15 protein-coding genes and 1 tRNA gene are annotated in these 14,665 nt (G+C 67.4%); 7 read left to right on the top strand and 9 right to left on the bottom strand.

The features are described 5' to 3' along the window. Positions 1 to 52: 52 nt before the first annotated feature. From ASE02_RS20940 to ASE02_RS20925, 4 genes are read left to right on the top strand one after another with little or no spacing between them, the layout of a single operon-like run. A complete protein-coding gene (locus ASE02_RS20940; RefSeq protein ID WP_056737054.1) occupies positions 53 to 1,717 on the top strand; it encodes a hypothetical protein in 1,665 nt (554 codons plus the stop codon). After that, complete coding sequence (locus ASE02_RS20935) at positions 1,714 to 2,313, top strand: hypothetical protein (RefSeq protein WP_056737052.1); 600 nt, start codon at positions 1,714 to 1,716, stop codon at positions 2,311 to 2,313. The genes ASE02_RS20940 and ASE02_RS20935 overlap by 4 nt, the downstream gene beginning before the upstream one ends. Beyond that, positions 2,313 to 3,380, top strand: coding sequence for a glycosyltransferase family 2 protein (locus ASE02_RS20930; RefSeq protein ID WP_235536776.1), 1,068 nt, complete (start codon positions 2,313 to 2,315; stop codon positions 3,378 to 3,380). The genes ASE02_RS20935 and ASE02_RS20930 overlap by 1 nt, the downstream gene beginning before the upstream one ends. A gap of 4 nt (positions 3,381 to 3,384) precedes the next feature. Continuing rightward, positions 3,385 to 3,747: an EamA family transporter gene (locus ASE02_RS20925; RefSeq protein WP_056737050.1), complete on the top strand. Its 363-nt coding sequence runs from the start codon at positions 3,385 to 3,387 to the stop codon at positions 3,745 to 3,747. On the opposite strand, the gene ASE02_RS20920 is transcribed toward ASE02_RS20925, so the two are convergent. From ASE02_RS20920 to epmA, 4 genes are all read right to left on the bottom strand, one after another. Beyond that, the gene (locus ASE02_RS20920; RefSeq protein WP_056737048.1) at positions 3,744 to 4,199 is read right to left on the bottom strand and encodes a hypothetical protein; all 456 of its coding nucleotides are present in this window, start codon (positions 4,197 to 4,199) and stop codon (positions 3,744 to 3,746) included. The two genes, ASE02_RS20925 and ASE02_RS20920, sit on opposite strands and share 4 nt — an antisense overlap. Before the next feature lie 73 nt (positions 4,200 to 4,272). Then, positions 4,273 to 5,178, bottom strand: coding sequence for an alpha/beta fold hydrolase (locus ASE02_RS20915; RefSeq protein WP_056737047.1), 906 nt, complete (start codon positions 5,176 to 5,178; stop codon positions 4,273 to 4,275). A gap of 98 nt (positions 5,179 to 5,276) precedes the next feature. After that, a complete protein-coding gene (locus ASE02_RS20910) occupies positions 5,277 to 6,317 on the bottom strand; it encodes a lysine-2,3-aminomutase-like protein (RefSeq protein ID WP_056737425.1) in 1,041 nt (346 codons plus the stop codon). Between the two features lie 53 nt (positions 6,318 to 6,370). Further along, positions 6,371 to 7,432, bottom strand: coding sequence for an EF-P lysine aminoacylase EpmA (gene epmA, locus ASE02_RS20905; protein WP_056737045.1), 1,062 nt, complete (start codon positions 7,430 to 7,432; stop codon positions 6,371 to 6,373). A 137-nt stretch (positions 7,433 to 7,569) separates the two neighbouring features. On the opposite strand from epmA, the gene efp reads away from it, so the two are divergent. Continuing rightward, positions 7,570 to 8,139, top strand: coding sequence for an elongation factor P (gene efp / locus ASE02_RS20900; protein WP_255354074.1), 570 nt, complete (start codon positions 7,570 to 7,572; stop codon positions 8,137 to 8,139). Between the two features lie 19 nt (positions 8,140 to 8,158). Here efp and ASE02_RS20895 read toward each other — a convergent pair whose 3' ends face one another. Then, positions 8,159 to 9,019: a DMT family transporter gene (locus ASE02_RS20895; protein ID WP_056737041.1), complete on the bottom strand. Its 861-nt coding sequence runs from the start codon at positions 9,017 to 9,019 to the stop codon at positions 8,159 to 8,161. Between the two features lie 107 nt (positions 9,020 to 9,126). On the opposite strand from ASE02_RS20895, the gene ASE02_RS20890 reads away from it, so the two are divergent. Continuing rightward, positions 9,127 to 10,524, top strand: a complete 1,398-nt coding sequence (locus ASE02_RS20890) for a PLP-dependent aminotransferase family protein (RefSeq protein WP_056737039.1) — start codon at positions 9,127 to 9,129, stop codon at positions 10,522 to 10,524. Here ASE02_RS20890 and ASE02_RS20885 read toward each other — a convergent pair. The 3 genes from ASE02_RS20885 to ASE02_RS20880 form a co-directional block, all read right to left on the bottom strand. Then, positions 10,502 to 11,143: a peptidylprolyl isomerase gene (locus ASE02_RS20885; protein ID WP_056737037.1), complete on the bottom strand. Its 642-nt coding sequence runs from the start codon at positions 11,141 to 11,143 to the stop codon at positions 10,502 to 10,504. The genes ASE02_RS20890 and ASE02_RS20885 overlap by 23 nt on opposite strands. Before the next feature lie 43 nt (positions 11,144 to 11,186). Further along, complete coding sequence (locus tag ASE02_RS22525; protein ID WP_156406164.1) at positions 11,187 to 11,324, bottom strand: hypothetical protein; 138 nt, start codon at positions 11,322 to 11,324, stop codon at positions 11,187 to 11,189. 112 nt (positions 11,325 to 11,436) lie between these two features. Then, positions 11,437 to 11,512 (bottom strand) — tRNA-Asn (locus ASE02_RS20880). Between the two features lie 279 nt (positions 11,513 to 11,791). Between ASE02_RS20880 and ASE02_RS20875 the strand changes: the two genes are divergently transcribed. Beyond that, on the top strand, positions 11,792 to 13,201 hold the full coding sequence (locus ASE02_RS20875; RefSeq protein WP_056737035.1) for a Mur ligase family protein: 1,410 nt from the start codon (positions 11,792 to 11,794) through the stop codon (positions 13,199 to 13,201). On the opposite strand, the gene ASE02_RS20870 is transcribed toward ASE02_RS20875, so the two are convergent. Continuing rightward, positions 13,192 to 14,493 (bottom strand): acyl-CoA dehydrogenase family protein, encoded by a 1,302-nt coding sequence (locus tag ASE02_RS20870; RefSeq protein ID WP_369818602.1) that lies wholly within the window; start codon positions 14,491 to 14,493, stop codon positions 13,192 to 13,194. The genes ASE02_RS20875 and ASE02_RS20870 overlap by 10 nt on opposite strands. Positions 14,494 to 14,665: the final 172 nt, after the last annotated feature.

Below are 14,665 nucleotides of genomic sequence, written 5' to 3'. Positions count from 1 at the left end.
GCTTCGAGCTTGGGCTGAGGCGTTGGACGGGCGACTGCGTAGATGGGGCCTATTGGCGGGCCAGGGCGTCGTGCTCAGTCTCGGCGCGGGCGTGCTGCTGTTCTATGTAAACCGCCTGTTCGGCGAGCTTCCGCTCTATGCGGGCGATGAAGGCGCCTATCTGATCCGGGCGTTGTACGCGCGGCAGCTGGCCTTCGATCCGGGCCGCTACCAGATGGTGCAGCCGGTCGCCAACACGCTCTACTTCGCGATCATCCGACTGGTGGACGACCTGTCGCTGAACGTCATCCCCTGGATGCGGCTGATCGGGGCGGCGTCCTATTTCGGCGGCCTGGCCCTGCTGTATTCCATCGCGGTCAAGGAATGCGGGCGCAAGGTCGCGCTGGGGTTCCTGCTGATCGCCGCCGTCTTCCCCTACTATCGCTTCGCCTTCTCGGCGATGCCTGACGGGGTCTATGCCGGACTGCTCTGTCTCATCGCCTTCGTGGTCTATCGAACCTTCCTTTCGCGGCCGCTGCTCGGCGCCGTCCTGGTTGGCGGACTGTCGGGAGCCCTGGTTCTGGTCAAGCCGCATGGCGTGGTGGTGGTCGCCGCCTATGCCGCGCTGTGCCTTGTCGACACGCTCGTCCGCCGGGCGGGGCTGCTGCCGCTCCTGGGCCGACTGGCGCTCTTTGGACTGGCGTTCCTGACCATCGGCGTCGGCGTCGAGTTGGCGGACGGTCAGCCGCTGAGCCAGGCGATCAGTTTCTTCCGGGGTTCGGCCTACGCCGAGCATCTTGGCCACGCCACGGCTGTGAATGCGTGGGGCGTCGCAGCCCTCTCGGCGACCAGCATGACGGCTTTGACGGCGATATTCGTCGCGGTCCCCCTGATCGCCGCCGCCACCGTCATGCTGCGCGAGCGCGGCCCAGGCCAGCTTGATTCAGCGGACCTCGCCTTCCTGTTCGTGGCCCTGTGTTTGGCGGCCACCCTCGCCATGGTGACGATCTTTTCCTTCAAGATGGCGGTGCTGGAGACTGAGACCAGGCGCCTCTGGGGGCGCTATTTCGAATTCTACGTGCCGATGCTCTGGCTGCTCGCCGCCCGGCCGCTGAGCGCCTGGGAGAGGTCGTCCACCCTGCGGCGGCGGGGGTTGGTTGCGGGCGCCATCCTGGTTGGATTGGCAGGGCTTCTCGGCGCCCTTGCGCTCGGCGTGCGGCTCAATCCCTGGGATGGAACCGCGATCACCGCCTTTGCGTCGCCTGACGTCGTGCGGTTCCCCTTCGGCTATGTCGGCGGTTCGCGCCTGGTCGCGATCCTCGCAACGCTGGCGATCGCGCTGGCCACCTTGGCCGGGGTGTCTGTCCGCCGGGCATGGCCGGCCTATTTCGTGGTCCTGGGGCTCTTGTCGACCCGCGCCGACGATGCCTGGGTCGGCGAGTTCGCGCAGCGCTCGCGAACGATCGAGCACGAGCTTCACGTGGCCGGCGCGCTCATCCTCGACGTCGCCGGTCCGACCGTCGTGATCGTCAACGATGGGAACGACGGGCATATCGCCTTCCTGCGTCTGAAGGGGCGGGTGACGGTCCGCGCCACGCCCCCCGGGCCGCTTGCCGAAAGACCGCTCCGCAATGCGCGCAGCGCCATCGTGTTCGGGGATCGAACCCCCGGAGCCGGATGGCGCAAGGTTTTCAGCGGCCGGGAGCTGGCGGCCTATGTCAGAGAGCCGACGACATGAGCAAGCCGATCCTCGCGAGCCTGCTGGCCGTTCTGACGCTCTGCGCCTGTGACAAGCCCAACGATCCCGAACCGTCGCGCAACTGGGCCGCCCTGGTCGCTTGGGACCAGGCGAGCGGAGACTTTCTGGTCGATGGCCGACCGGCGGCGGTCGTTAAGGCCTGGGACTTCGCCAAAGGCCCCGTCGAGGTCCAGACGCCGAACGCCGTGTCCAGGCACGTCGCAGGAGAGGGACTGGATGTTTCGAGCGTAGCGCCCGATGCGAGACTTCGGATCCCGCTCAATTTGCGCGGGTCGGAGGCCAGCCTGGTTGTCGTCCGGTTGACGCGCGTGAAGGCCGGGGCCGGTTGGGATGGCGCACTCTATTACGTGACCAGGCGGCACGGAGAAGCGCCGGCGTTCATGAGTTTCCCTGGGGACCCGGCGGCCCCGCTGGCGGGGGTGCCGGTGGTGCTCGTGTACGACATGAAGGATTTGCCGGCCGGTGGCGGCGATTGGATGAGGTCGATGATCGAGCATGTCCGGCTGGATCTCGACAAAGAGGCCGGCGGCGAGGTGGTCATCCATCAGATCGCTCTGGTGCGTGAGCCAATCTGATGGCCAGCCTCGGGTCTTCACTGCAGGGCGGCGCCAAGGGGCGGGTGGTTCCGCAGGCCCATTTTAACGGTACGGTCGAGACGACCCTGCGCGACGCCGGCATCTGGTTGGTCATCCCCTGCTACAAGGTGCGCGATCACATCCTGCAGGTGATCGAAAGCGCGCCCGCGTGGATCGAGGGGATCGTCTGTGTCGATGACGCCTGTCCGCAGGGCTCGGCCGATTTCCTGCAAGCCCAGGGGCTCGACCCCCGCGTGGTCATCGTGCGGCTGGCGCAGAACCAAGGGGTCGGCGGGGCCGTCATCGCCGGCTATGCCGAGGCCGCGCGTCGCGGCGGCCGGATCCTGGTGAAGGTCGACGGCGACGACCAGATGGACCTGAGCTATCTGCCGCACCTCGTGGCGCCGATCCTGCTCGGCGAGGCCGACTACACCAAGGGCAATCGGTTTAGCTCCCTCAGCCACCTGACGACCATGCCGGGGCTGCGCGCCTTCGGAAACGCCGTGCTGTCCTTCGCCGCGAAGGTGTCGACCGGCTATTGGAACATCTTCGATCCGACCAATGGCTTCACCGCCATCGAGGCGAGCGTGGCCAAGCAGGTGACCGAAAAGCGCATTTCGCGCCGGTACTTCTTCGAGACCGACCTGCTCTATCACCTCGGGACGTTGCGGGCGGTGGTGCGTGATGTCCCGATGCCGGCCAGGTATGGCGACGAGGTCTCAAATCTGCGGATCGGCGCCGTGCTCGGGCCGTTCGTCTTCAGACATTTGCGGAACTTTGTCCGGCGGATCTTCGGCCAGTACCTTGTCCGCGATTTCAATGTCGCGACGCTGGAGACATTGAGCGGTCTGGCGCTGCTGGCGTTCGGCTCCCTCTACGGGCTCAACTGGCTGGCGGTGCGCGATCCAGGGCAGGCGGCGTCCGCCGGGGTCGTCATGACGGCGGCGCTACCGGTCATCATCGGCGTGCAGTTGCTGCTGCAGGCGATGAACTTCGATGTCATCAATGTTCCCTCGCGTCCCATCCACCCCTACCTGCGCACGCTTGAGCGCATAGCCGCCGAGTAGCCTGATGCACTGGAAGGACGCGCTGCTGTGTTCGGTCTTCGCCATCGCCCTGCCGATCGGCCAGGTGATGTTCAAATGGGCCTCGATCTACAACACCCGGCTTGAGGGGCCGTTCATCCTGCGGGTGGTGCAGAACTGGCCGCTGATCGGCGCTTTCGCCTGGTATGGCGTGACGGCTCTATTCTGGTTCTATGTCCTGACCCGCGTGCCGCTCTCCAGCGCCTATGTCTTTTCGCTGGTCGGTTCGGCGTTGGTGCCGTTGGCGGCGTGGCTGATCTTCAAGGAGGATTTCTCCTGGCAGATGGCGTTCGGCTACGGCCTCATGCTCGTGGGGCTAGTGGTCGTGGTGGGCCAGAGCCCCGCCTAGACCGGCCTCACGTACCGCCGCGCGAAGGCGGCGACGATCAGGCCGAAGACCAGCATGGCCGCCAGGTTCTTGAGGAACGGCATGAGCGAAAAATGCCAGCCGCCGCCGATGGCGGAGAGCGGAACCACGACGTAGGTCATGACGACATAGGTCGCCACGCCGAACGCCAGGCCAGCGGCGATCCAGCGTCGCCGCATCCAGGGCAGTTTCAGGCTGGCCAGGACGAAGATCGCGGCGATGATCAGCGACATCGCCCCTTGCAGCACCGCGCCGAGGACAACGGTTCCCATTCCGCCGCCGAACGAGGCCTTGCCCAGCACGCCGCCGGCGATGAACTGCAGGATGAAGCCCATGCTCTTGCCGCTGATCAGCATGGCCGCGCCGATATCGATCGTGCCGGCGACGAGGCCGCCGAGCACGATCGCGGTCAGGATCGAATTTCGTGACGTCACGCGAGGTCCCCCCTCGGCTGACCACGCCGTGTCGGCGCGGGATAAGGCAGGCTAGGCGAAGACCTGCGTTTTCTCAACGCAGCGCGAAGGCCTCGATATCGGCGTTGAGCCGCGCCGTGTGGGTCACGAACAGGCCGTGCGGCGCGCCCGCATAGACCTTGAGTTCACAGCCGGGGACCAGGGCGGCGACCCGCTTGCCGGTGATCTCCAGCGGCGCCGAGGCGTCCTTGTCGCCGTGGATGATCAGGCAGGGCAGGGCGAACCTGGCCAGTTCAGGCCGGAAATCGGTGGAGATCATGGCGCGGTTGCAGTCGAGCACCGCCTTCATCGAGGTCTGCATCATCTGGGTCTTGAGCCAGGTCCGCATGGGCTGGGAGGTTTCGGGCGTGACGAAGGGCGCGGTGTTGTCCTCGATCCACTTGGGGAAGTCGGCCAGGAACGCCTTGCGGCCCTGTTCCAGCAGATCCAGCGGCACGCCCGTCGGATTGTCGGGGGTCTGGGTCAGGAACGGCAGGGCCGGCGCCAGGAACAGCACCTTCTTCACCCGGCCCGCCTTGCCGTGGCGGCTGAGATACCGGACCGCCTCGCCGCCGGCCATGGAGTGGGCGACCAGGGTGACGCCGCGCAGGTCCAGCGTGTCCAGCACCGCGGCCAGATCGTCGGCCATGGTGTCGTAGTCATAGCCGCCGCCCGGATCGTCGGACTTGCCGTGGCCCCGCCGGTCATAGGCCACGCAGCGGAAGCCGGCGTCGCTCAGCGGCGCCATCTGGTAGGCCCACATGTCCGAGCACAGCGCCCAGCCGGCCAGGAACACGATTGGCTCGCCCGTACCCCAGTCGCGGACGAACAGGCTCGCGCCATCTCTTGTCACTACCGGACGGCGGACCTTTGTGGGGGTGGTGGCGGCCTGCGCGTCACTGAGAGCCGAGAGGGCTGCGCCGGCCAGGACGGTGGCGGTCAGAAGGTCTCGCCTGTGCATTGTCGTCTCCTGTTGCTGGTCCGGTCGTCCGGAGCGGCCAAGAGATGACGCAGTGGCGGAGGCTCTGCGATTACGTCGAAGGTAAAGGAGCCGCCGCTCTAGCGGCGCGGCGGATAGGGGTGAGAGACGCCGTTCGGGTCTTCGACCTGCTGGTCCTGCGCCAGATAGTCGGGCCCGATCGGCACCTTGCCGTGACCATCGGGAATATCGAGCACATAGGTCGGCTGGCAGAGGCCCGAGAACCGCCCGCGCATCTCGCGCATCACCGCCCGGCCTTCCGCCACGCTGGTGCGCAGATGGCCGGTGCCGGGCGCCAGGTCGCCCTGGTGCAGGTAGTAGGGCTTGATCCGGGTCTCGACGAAGGCCCGCATCAGCTCGCCGAGCACCGCCGGGTCATCGTTGATCCCCTTGAGCAGCACGGTCTGGCTGATCATCGGCAGACCGGCGTCGACGAACTTGGCGCAGGCGGCGCGAACCTGCGGCGTCATCTCGCGCGCATGGTTGGCGTGCAGGGCGACATAGACCGCCTTGCCCGGGCATTTCAGCGCCTCGACCAACTCGTCGGTGACAGCGCCTGGATCGACGGCCGGGACGCGGGTGTGGAAGCGGACCACCTTTACGTGCTCGATCTTGGCCAGTCGCTCCGTCAGCTCGGCCAGCCGCCGGGGCGAGAGCACCAGGGGATCGCCGCCGGTGACGATCACCTCCCAGATCTCTGGATGCTCGGCCACATAGGCCAGCGCCGCGTCGAGCGCCTTGGGCGTCAGGGGCTTGAGCCCATCGGGGCCGACCATCTCGCGCCGGAAGCAGAACCGGCAATAGACCGCGCAGGTGTGGGTGATCTTCAGAAGCACCCGGTCGCCGTAGCGATGGACGATCCCCTCGATCGGGCTGTGGGTGAAGTCGCCGATCGGGTCGGCGCTCTCCAGATCATCGACCGCCAGTTCTTCCTCGGCCGGCAGGAACTGACGGGCGATCGGGTCAGCGGGATCGGTGGGATCGATCAGTTCGGCCAGGGCCGGCGTGATGGCCACCGCATACTGCGCCGCCACCCGTTCCAGGGCCGGCAGCCGTTCAGGCGCGATCAGGCCGGCGTCGGCGAGCGCTTGAGGGCTGCGAAGGGTCGGGGCGGCGGTCATCGCCCGCATATGGCCCATGCGAGGTCTTCCGGCAAACTTGACCGCTGGCTGACCTACAGGCCCGGCGTCGGGGCCAGGGGCGTCCAGAGCACCTGCTCGATCCGCTCGGCGCCGGTCGCCAGCATCACCAATCGGTCGAAGCCCAGGGCCGATCCGCAGGCGTCGGGCATGTGGGGCAGGGCGGCGAGGAAGTCCTCGTCGATGGGATAGCGCTCGCCGTAGACGCGGGCCTTCTCGTCCATCTCGGCCTCGAAGCGTCGTCGCTGTTCGGCCGCGTCGGTGAGCTCCCCGAAGGCGTTGGCCAGTTCGACCCCGCAGGCATAGAGCTCGAAGCGCTCGGCCACCCGTGGGTCGGCGGCCTTGGGGCGGGCCAGGGCGGCTTCGGATATCGGATACTCGCAGAGGATGGTCGGCCGCCCCATGCCGAGCCGGGGCTCGATCCGTTCCACCAGCACCTTGCTGTAGATATCGGCCCAGTTGTCGTCGCCCGACACCCGCACGCCCGCGGCCTTGGCGGCGGCGGCCAGGCCCTCGCGGTCGGTGGTTCCGTCCGCCGACACGCTGGCCAGCAGGTCGATCCCGGCGAACCGGTCGAACGCCTCAGCCAGCGTCACGCGCTCCGGCTCCATGAACGGATCGGCTTCATGGCCCCGGAAGGTCAGCGCCTTGGCGCCGGCCGTCTCCGCCGCTAGCGCCATTAGGCTGGCGCAGTCGGCCATCAAAGTCTCGTAGGAGGCGTTCGCGCGATACCATTCCAGCATTGTGAATTCAGGATGGTGCAGGGGGCCGCGCTCGCGGTTGCGCCAGACCCGGGCGAAATCGAAGATTTGGGTCTCGCCGGCGGCCAGCAGCTTCTTGGCGGCGAACTCCGGCGAGGTGTGGAGGTAAAGCGGTGTCAGCTCCCCGCCCATGCCGACCGCTTGCGTGGCGAAGGCGTGCAGGTGGGCCTCGTTGCCAGGGGAGACCTGCAACGCCGCGCACTCGACCTCCAGGAAGCCTTGGACCTCGAACCAGTCGCGGAAGGCGCGCTTGATCGCGTTGCGCGCCAGCAGGAACGGGCGGCGGTCGGCGTGCAGGTCGGCGCGCCACCAGGAGGAGGAAACAGGGCTCTGCAAGGCGGTTTCCCTCTGCGGCGAAAACGAACATGTCTGGCGAATTGGCCGCCAATCGTATAGGTGCGCGACAAACCGCCGGCGTGCGGAATCGCGCGGGGCCGCTTTTCGGCTCCCCAATAGGCTCGAGGACGAACCACTTGACGAAGGTTGCTGCCAGCTCGCTCCGGAAAGGCGCCGTCGTAGACATGGACGGCAAGCTCTATGTCGTCCTGACGGCGGAAAACATCCACCCCGGCAAGGGTACGCCGGTCACCCAGCTCAACATGCGCCGCATCTCTGACGGCGTGAAGGTTTCGGAACGCTGGCGGACGACCGAGCAGGTCGAGCGCGCCTTCGTCGACGACCGCAACTACAACTTCCTCTACCAGGACGGCGAGGGCTACCACTTCATGCAGCCCGAGACCTTCGATCAGGTCGTGGTGTCCGAGGACGTCGTCGGCGACAACGCCTCGTGGCTGCAGGACGGCATGACCGTCCAGCTCTCGACCCATGAAGGCGTGCCGATCGCGCTGGAACTGCCGCGTCTGGTGACTTTCGAGATCGTCGAGACCGAACCGGCGGTGAAGAACCAGACCGCTTCGTCGTCCTACAAGCCCGCCATCCTGACCAACGGCGCGCGCATCATGGTGCCGCCGTACATCGCGGCCGGCACCCGCGTGGTCATCCTCACCGAGGACGGCTCCTACCAAGAGCGCGCCAAGGACTAAGTCTTACGTGTTGCGGGCGTCAGGCGAACCGCTTGGCGCCCGCGACGCAGACCACGACGGCGAGCGTCACCGCCGCCATCGACCAGCCGATCGGCTCGTGCAGCAGGCTGGCGGCCAGGAGCAGGCCGAAGAACGGCTGCAGCAGCTGCAGTTGGCCCACCGCCGCCACGCCGCCCTCGGCCAGGCCCCGGTACCAGAAGATAAATCCGATCAGCATGCTGAACAGCGAGACGTAGGCCAGGCCCAGCCACGCCGGCCCGCTGACGTCCTCCAGGGTGGCCGGGCGCGCGATCCAGCCGATCAGCGCCATGACGGGCAGGGCGAAGACCAGCGCCCAGCAGATCACCTGCCATCCGCCCAGCCGCCGCGAGAGCTTGCCGCCCTCGGCGTAGCCCAGGCCGCAGACCACGACGGCGGCGATCATCAGGCCGTCGCCGAGCGGCGAGGCCTCCGCGCCGCGGGTCAGGGCGAAACCGGCCACCAGCACCGCGCCCAGGCCGGCGAACAGCCAGAAGGACGGCTTTGGTCGCTCGCCGCCGCGCAGGACCGCGAAGATCGCGGTGGCCAGCGGCAGCAGGCCGATGAACACGATGGAATGCGCCGAGGTGATGTGCTGCAACGCGAAGGCGGTCAGCAGCGGGAAGCCCGCCACCACGCCGGCCGCGATGATCGCCAGCGAGGCCAGGTCGGAGCGTTCGGGCCGCTTGGCGCGTAGCGCCATCAGCAGCATCAAGGCCATGCCCGCGGCGATGGTGGCGCGTGCGGCGGTCAGGAACACCGGGTCGAAGTCGGCCACGGCCACCCGTGTCGCCGGCAGCGAGCCGCTGAAGATGAGGACCCCGAGAAACCCGTTGATCCAGCCGCTGGTCCTGATGTCCATCGCATGCGCTCCCAATCGAGCTCCGGGTATCGCGGCGACCGGCTCGCCAATCCAGGGACAATGCAGTACAATTTCGTCAAACTGTATTGCTTCGGGGGCCGGTACGGATGTCGCTCAGCCATAGTCAGGACCACCTCACCCTCGTTGAGCGGGTGATGGCCGAGGTGCGCCAGCGGATCGCTCGCCGCGCCCTGGCGCCGGGGGCGAAGGCGCCGTCGATCCGCGCCTTCGCCACGGCCATGGGAGTCTCCAAGTCCACGGTGGTCGAGGCCTATGACCGACTGGCGGCTGAGGGGGTGATCCAGGCGCGGCGCGGTTCGGGTTTCTATGTGGCCGGCCACATGCCGCCGCTGGCCCTGTCCGAGCTGGAGCCGCGCCTCGATCGTTCCATCGACCCGCTGTGGGTGTCGCGTCAGTCGCTGGAGGCGGGGCCGGACGTGCTGATGCCCGGCTGCGGCTGGCTGCCGGCCTCGTGGATGCCGCAGGAGGGCCTTCGCCGGGGGCTGCGCGCCCTGGCGCGGGCCGAGCCGCTGAACCTGACCGATTACGGGCCGCCGCTGGGGCAGCCGGCCCTGCGCCAGCTGCTGGCTCGCCGCTTGGCCGAGCATGGGGTGGAGGCCTCGCCTAACCAGATCATACTGACCGAATCCGGCACCCAGGCCATCGACCTCGTCTGCCGCTTCCTGTTGGAGCCGGGCGACACGGTGCTGGTGGACGATCCCTGCTACTTCAACTTCCAGGCCATGCTGCGCGCCCACCGGGTGAAGGTGGTGAGCGTTCCCTACACGCCCGCCGGCCCCGACCTGGAGGCCTTCGCCCAGGCGCTCACCGACCACGCGCCGCGGCTCTACATCACCAATTCCGGGCCGCACAATCCGACCGGCGCGATGCTGTCGCCCGTGGCGGCGCATCGCATCCTGAAGCTCGCCGAGCGCCACGACCTGACGATCATCGAGGACGACATCTACGCCGACTTCGAGCACGAGCCGGCGCCGCGCCTGGCGGCCTATGACGGGCTGGAGCGGGTGGTCAGCATCGGCAGCTTTTCCAAGACCCTGTCGGCGGCGGCGCGCTGCGGCCACATCGCGGCGCGCGCCGATTGGATCGAGGGGCTGATCGACCTGAAGGTCGCCACGTCCTTCGCCGGCGGCCACCTCGCCGCTGAACTGGTGCTGGCGATCCTCAAGGACGGCGCTTATCGCCGCTACCTGGTGGCCCTGCGCGAGCGGCTGGCGCGCGCGCGCGGCGAAACCTCAGCGCGCCTGAAAGCGCTCGGCTTGACGCCGTGGGTCGAGCCGAAAGCCGGGATGTTCCTGTGGTGCGCCTTGCCGGATGGTCTGGACGCCGGCCAAGTCGCTCAGCGCGCTCTGGCGCAGGAGGTGGTGCTGGCGCCGGGCAACGCCTTCAGCCTCACGCAGTCGGCCGGCGGCTATCTGCGTTTCAACGCCGCGCAGTCGGGCGACTCGCGCGTCTACGAGGTTCTCAGGTCGGCGATGGCGGGATAGCCACCCGCCGGGCGGTGATGATCTTCAACGGCTTGGCCAGCATCTCGCCCTTCATCACCCCGACCCCGGCGGTCTCGGAGGTCGGCATGGCCAGGATCTTGCGCGCGACGTCCATGCCTTCGACCACCTTGCCGAAGGCCGCGAAGCCCAGGTTGTCGCCGGGCTGCTTGGGATCGGCGTCCATATAGGTCATGTCGCCCAGGCAGATGAAGAAGTCCGAGGTCGCGGTGCCCGGATTGGTGCGGCCCATCGAGATCGCGCCGTCGGTGTGCGACAGGCCGGTCTTGGTGGTCGGCTCGTGGGCGATGGGCTTCAGCACCCGGGCCGGATCGTTCTGGACCCCGCCCTGGATCAGCCCGAACTCGGGAGCGTTCGGCACCTTCGACGCCCGGTAGAAGGTCGCGCCGTCGAAGCGCTTGCCGTCCACATAGCGCAGGAAGTTGCCCGCCGTGATCGGGGCCTTGTCCGGATAGAGCTCCAGGATGATCGCCCCCTCGGCGGTGTCCAGCTTGACCCTGACCGGACCGCCCGGCGCTGGGGCGGGGGCCGGCGTTTGGGCCAGGACGGGAGAGGCCGCGGCGGCGGCGGCGGCGGCAGCCAGGAATGTACGGCGTTTCATCACGGGGCTCTCCGGCGGCGGGCGAACTTGCTTCGCCTCGATCCTATCCGAAGACCGGGTCGCCGATATAGGCCACCTCGCGGCCATAGGCTTGGCGATAGCCGTCGCGGGTAGGTGGCGATTCAGGCCCCCCGTGCGTGAAGAACTGGCCGTACTCACAGCCTTGGACCGCCTCGGGCATGCAGCTTCAGCGGGCGCGGTCTTGGGGCGCCTTGCGGGCCGAGATGCGTTTTGGGGGATGAGCGGCTGGCGCTCCAAAGCCCTTGCTGTGCAAGGCGCTTCAAAATCCAAGGTGGCTCCCCGAGCAGGACTCGAACCTGCGACAAGTCGGTTAACAGCCGACTGCTCTACCAACTGAGCTATCGGGGATCACGTTGGAGGCGGCGATATACCCAGCGTTGGGCGGGTGCGCAAGCGCAGAAACGCACGGACCCAAAAGAGCAAAAAAAGAGCCCGGCCGAGGCCGGGCTTTGTCGAAGTTCGGTGATGGTGGGCGTCTTCATGGAAGACGATGATGAGGCTCGGCTCCCTTGGTTAAGCGCCGGTTAACGGGCTTTGCGGTGAATGGGCCAGAGCCGCGACGCCTTGGCCCCTCGACGGGTGGGACGCCCGCCGCTACCACCAGGGAAACAAGAGGTTTTGGGCGGAATGCGCATCCATTTCACCGGGATAGCCGGGGCGGGCATGAGCGCCGTGGCCTTGATGATGCGCAGCGCGGGGCACGATGTCTCCGGCTCCGATGAAGACGTTTTCCCGCCGATGTCCACCTATGTGGAGAATCTTGGCTTTCCGTTCCATCGCCGATTCGACGGCGCGAATCTTCCCGACGATCTCGACGTCCTGGTCCTGGGGACCAGCGCCAAGCTGGGCGGCGATTCGAATCCCGAGGTCATCGAGGCCCGCCGGCGCGGCGTGCGAGTCACCACCTTCGCCGAGATGCTGGGCGAGACCACCGCTGGTCGTCCGACCACGGTGGTGGCCGGATCGTTTGGCAAGTCCACCTGCACGGCCCTGATGGCTCACATCCTGCTGCAGGCTGGGACCAATCCGGGTTGGATGGTCGGCGCGATCTCGCCGTCGCTGCCGGAGACCGGGCATTGGGGCGCCGGCGACGTGGTGCTGGAGGGGGACGAGTACATCGTCTCGACGAGCGACCGCCGCTCGAAGTTCGCGCTCTATCATCCCGACCATCTGCTGCTGACCTCGCTGGTCCACGACCACGTCAACGTCTTCCCGACCTTCGCCGAGTACGAGGCGCCGTTCCTGGAGCTGCTGCGCGCCTTGCCGGGGCAGGGCGTGGCGGTGATGCGCGACCATCCGGCCATCCGCGCGGTGGCCCATGAGACCAAGGCCCGCGTCGTCTGGTACGACACCGCGCCGTGCGACGGATGGTTCAGCCGCGACGTCGTCTATGGCGAAACCACCAGCTTCGACCTGATCGGGCCGGGCGGCCGCAAGATCGCCCTGCTGACCGGGCTGCTCGGCGCGCACAACGTCGAGAACATCGTCGGCGTCGCCGCCTTCCTGCTGGAGCGCGGCCTGGTGAGCGAGGCCGCGCTGGTCGCGGGGCTGCAGAGCTTCGCCGGCATCCGCCGCCGGCTGGACCGCCTGACCGTCACCTCGACCATTCCAGTGATCGAAGGCTTCGGCAGTTCCTACGAAAAGGCCCACTCGGCGATCGGCGCGATGCGGCTGCACTATCCGGACCGACCGTTGATCGTGGTGTTTGAACCGCACACCTTCAGCTGGCGCAGCCGCGATGCGCTGGCCTGGTACGACACGGTGTTCGAAGGCGCCTCGCGGGTGCTGATCTGCCCGCCGCCGGTGCATGGGGCGGGCACCCACGATCAATCCAGCCACGAGGAAATCGTGGCCCGTACCCGCGCCGCCGGGGTGAGTGTCGAGGCTGTCGCCAGTGCCGAGCAGGCGATCGCCGCCCTATCGAACCTGAAGGGCGACGAGGTCGTGCTGCTGCTGTCGTCAGGCCCGTTGCTGGGCCTGCCCGACAGTTTGCCGCCGGTGTTTGACCGTCTGTATGGCTCGCCCGCCTACGCCTGATCGGCGTCCTTGAACAGCGCCCGGCGCGGGCCGAGGTAGCCGAACAGGAAGGCCGCGACCTTGCGCATCTGGATCTCCTCGGCGCCCTCGGTGATCCGATAGCGGCGATGGTGGCGATAGATGTGCTCGAACGGTTTGTGCCGCGAATAGCCGATCCCGCCATGCACCTGCATCGCCCGGTCGGCGGCCTCGCAGACCAGCCGGTTAGCCCAGTAGTTGCACATCGAGACCTTGTCGGAGAGCTGCTTCTCGACCTCCTTGTGGGGCATGTTGTCCATGTCCCAGGCGGTCTTGCGGATCAGCAGCCGCAGCATCTCGCACTGGGTCGCCAGCTCGACCAGCGGCCACTGGATCGCCTGGTTTTCGGCCAACGGCTTGCCGAAAGGCTTGCGGTTGCGGGCGTACTTCACGCTCTCCTCGATGCAGAACACCGCCGCGCCGAGCGATGAGGCGGCCTGCCGGATGCGGTTCTGGTGGACGAACGACTGGCCAAGCCCAAGGCCCCGGTCGATCTGGCCCCAGTAGCTGTCTTCCGGCACCCAGACGTCGGTGAAGCTGACCCGCGGGTGGTCGGTCGGCATGTTGAAGGTCCAGAGGTACTCCTCGACCTTCACGCCCGGCGCGTCGGCCGGAACGATGAAGCAGGTGATCCCGGTCGCATCGCCGTCCTTGCCGGAAGTACGAGCAAAAACCATGACATGCGTCGCCACATGCATGCCGGTGGTCCACATTTTTTCGCCGCGGATCAGCCAGCCGGGCTGACCGTCCTTCTCCTGGGGAACCGCCGTGGTCTCCATGAAGGTGGCGTCCGAGCCGTGGTTGGGCTCGGTCAGGCCAAAGCCCGTGCGCATCTGGCCGGCCAGCAGCTTGTCGCCGTCGCGGGCGTACTGGGCGTTGGTGGCGAACTCCTTGAACATCAGGATGAAGGGGTTGTTGCCGACGATCGAGTGTTCGTTCTGCAGGTCGTTGTGCAGGCCCAGGCCCTTGGCCGCCAGATGCTCGCGGATCACCGCCATGGCCAGGTTGGAGCCGTCCTTGCCGCCCATCTCCTTGGGCCAGGCGAAGCGCAGGTGGCCTGCCTCGTCGGCCAGCTTGCGGGCCTTGGCCAGCAGCTCCTCCCATTCCTTCTTTGGCAGGCCGCCGGCTTCCCAGTCGGTGCGCTCATATTCGCGCCGATGGTCGAAGTAGCGGATGTTGTCGTCCTGTTGTTCCAGCGGCTTGATCTTGGCCTCGATGAAGGCGTCGAGCTCGGCCAGATAGGCCTGCAGTTCCGGCGGCATGCTGAAGTCCACGGCGGTCTCCTCCTGGGCTGGGCGCCGGCTTTGGACCCGGCGTTCGACTTGTTTGGAAGCACTCTAACCCAGGTTTCAGCTTCCGCCGGGTCAGGGCTAGTCCGGTGCGATTGACCGTTTACAGCGCGCCAAAACACCTTCCAGATCGCCAGCTTAGATCCGTTGGAAGGTG

The sequence above is a fragment of the Phenylobacterium sp. Root700 genome (genome assembly GCF_001429025.1).
In the GTDB taxonomy this organism is placed as follows: Bacteria; Pseudomonadota; Alphaproteobacteria; order Caulobacterales; family Caulobacteraceae; genus Phenylobacterium.
The sequence above is the reverse complement of the archived record's forward strand: the minus strand, read 5'-3'. Positions and strand labels throughout refer to the sequence as shown.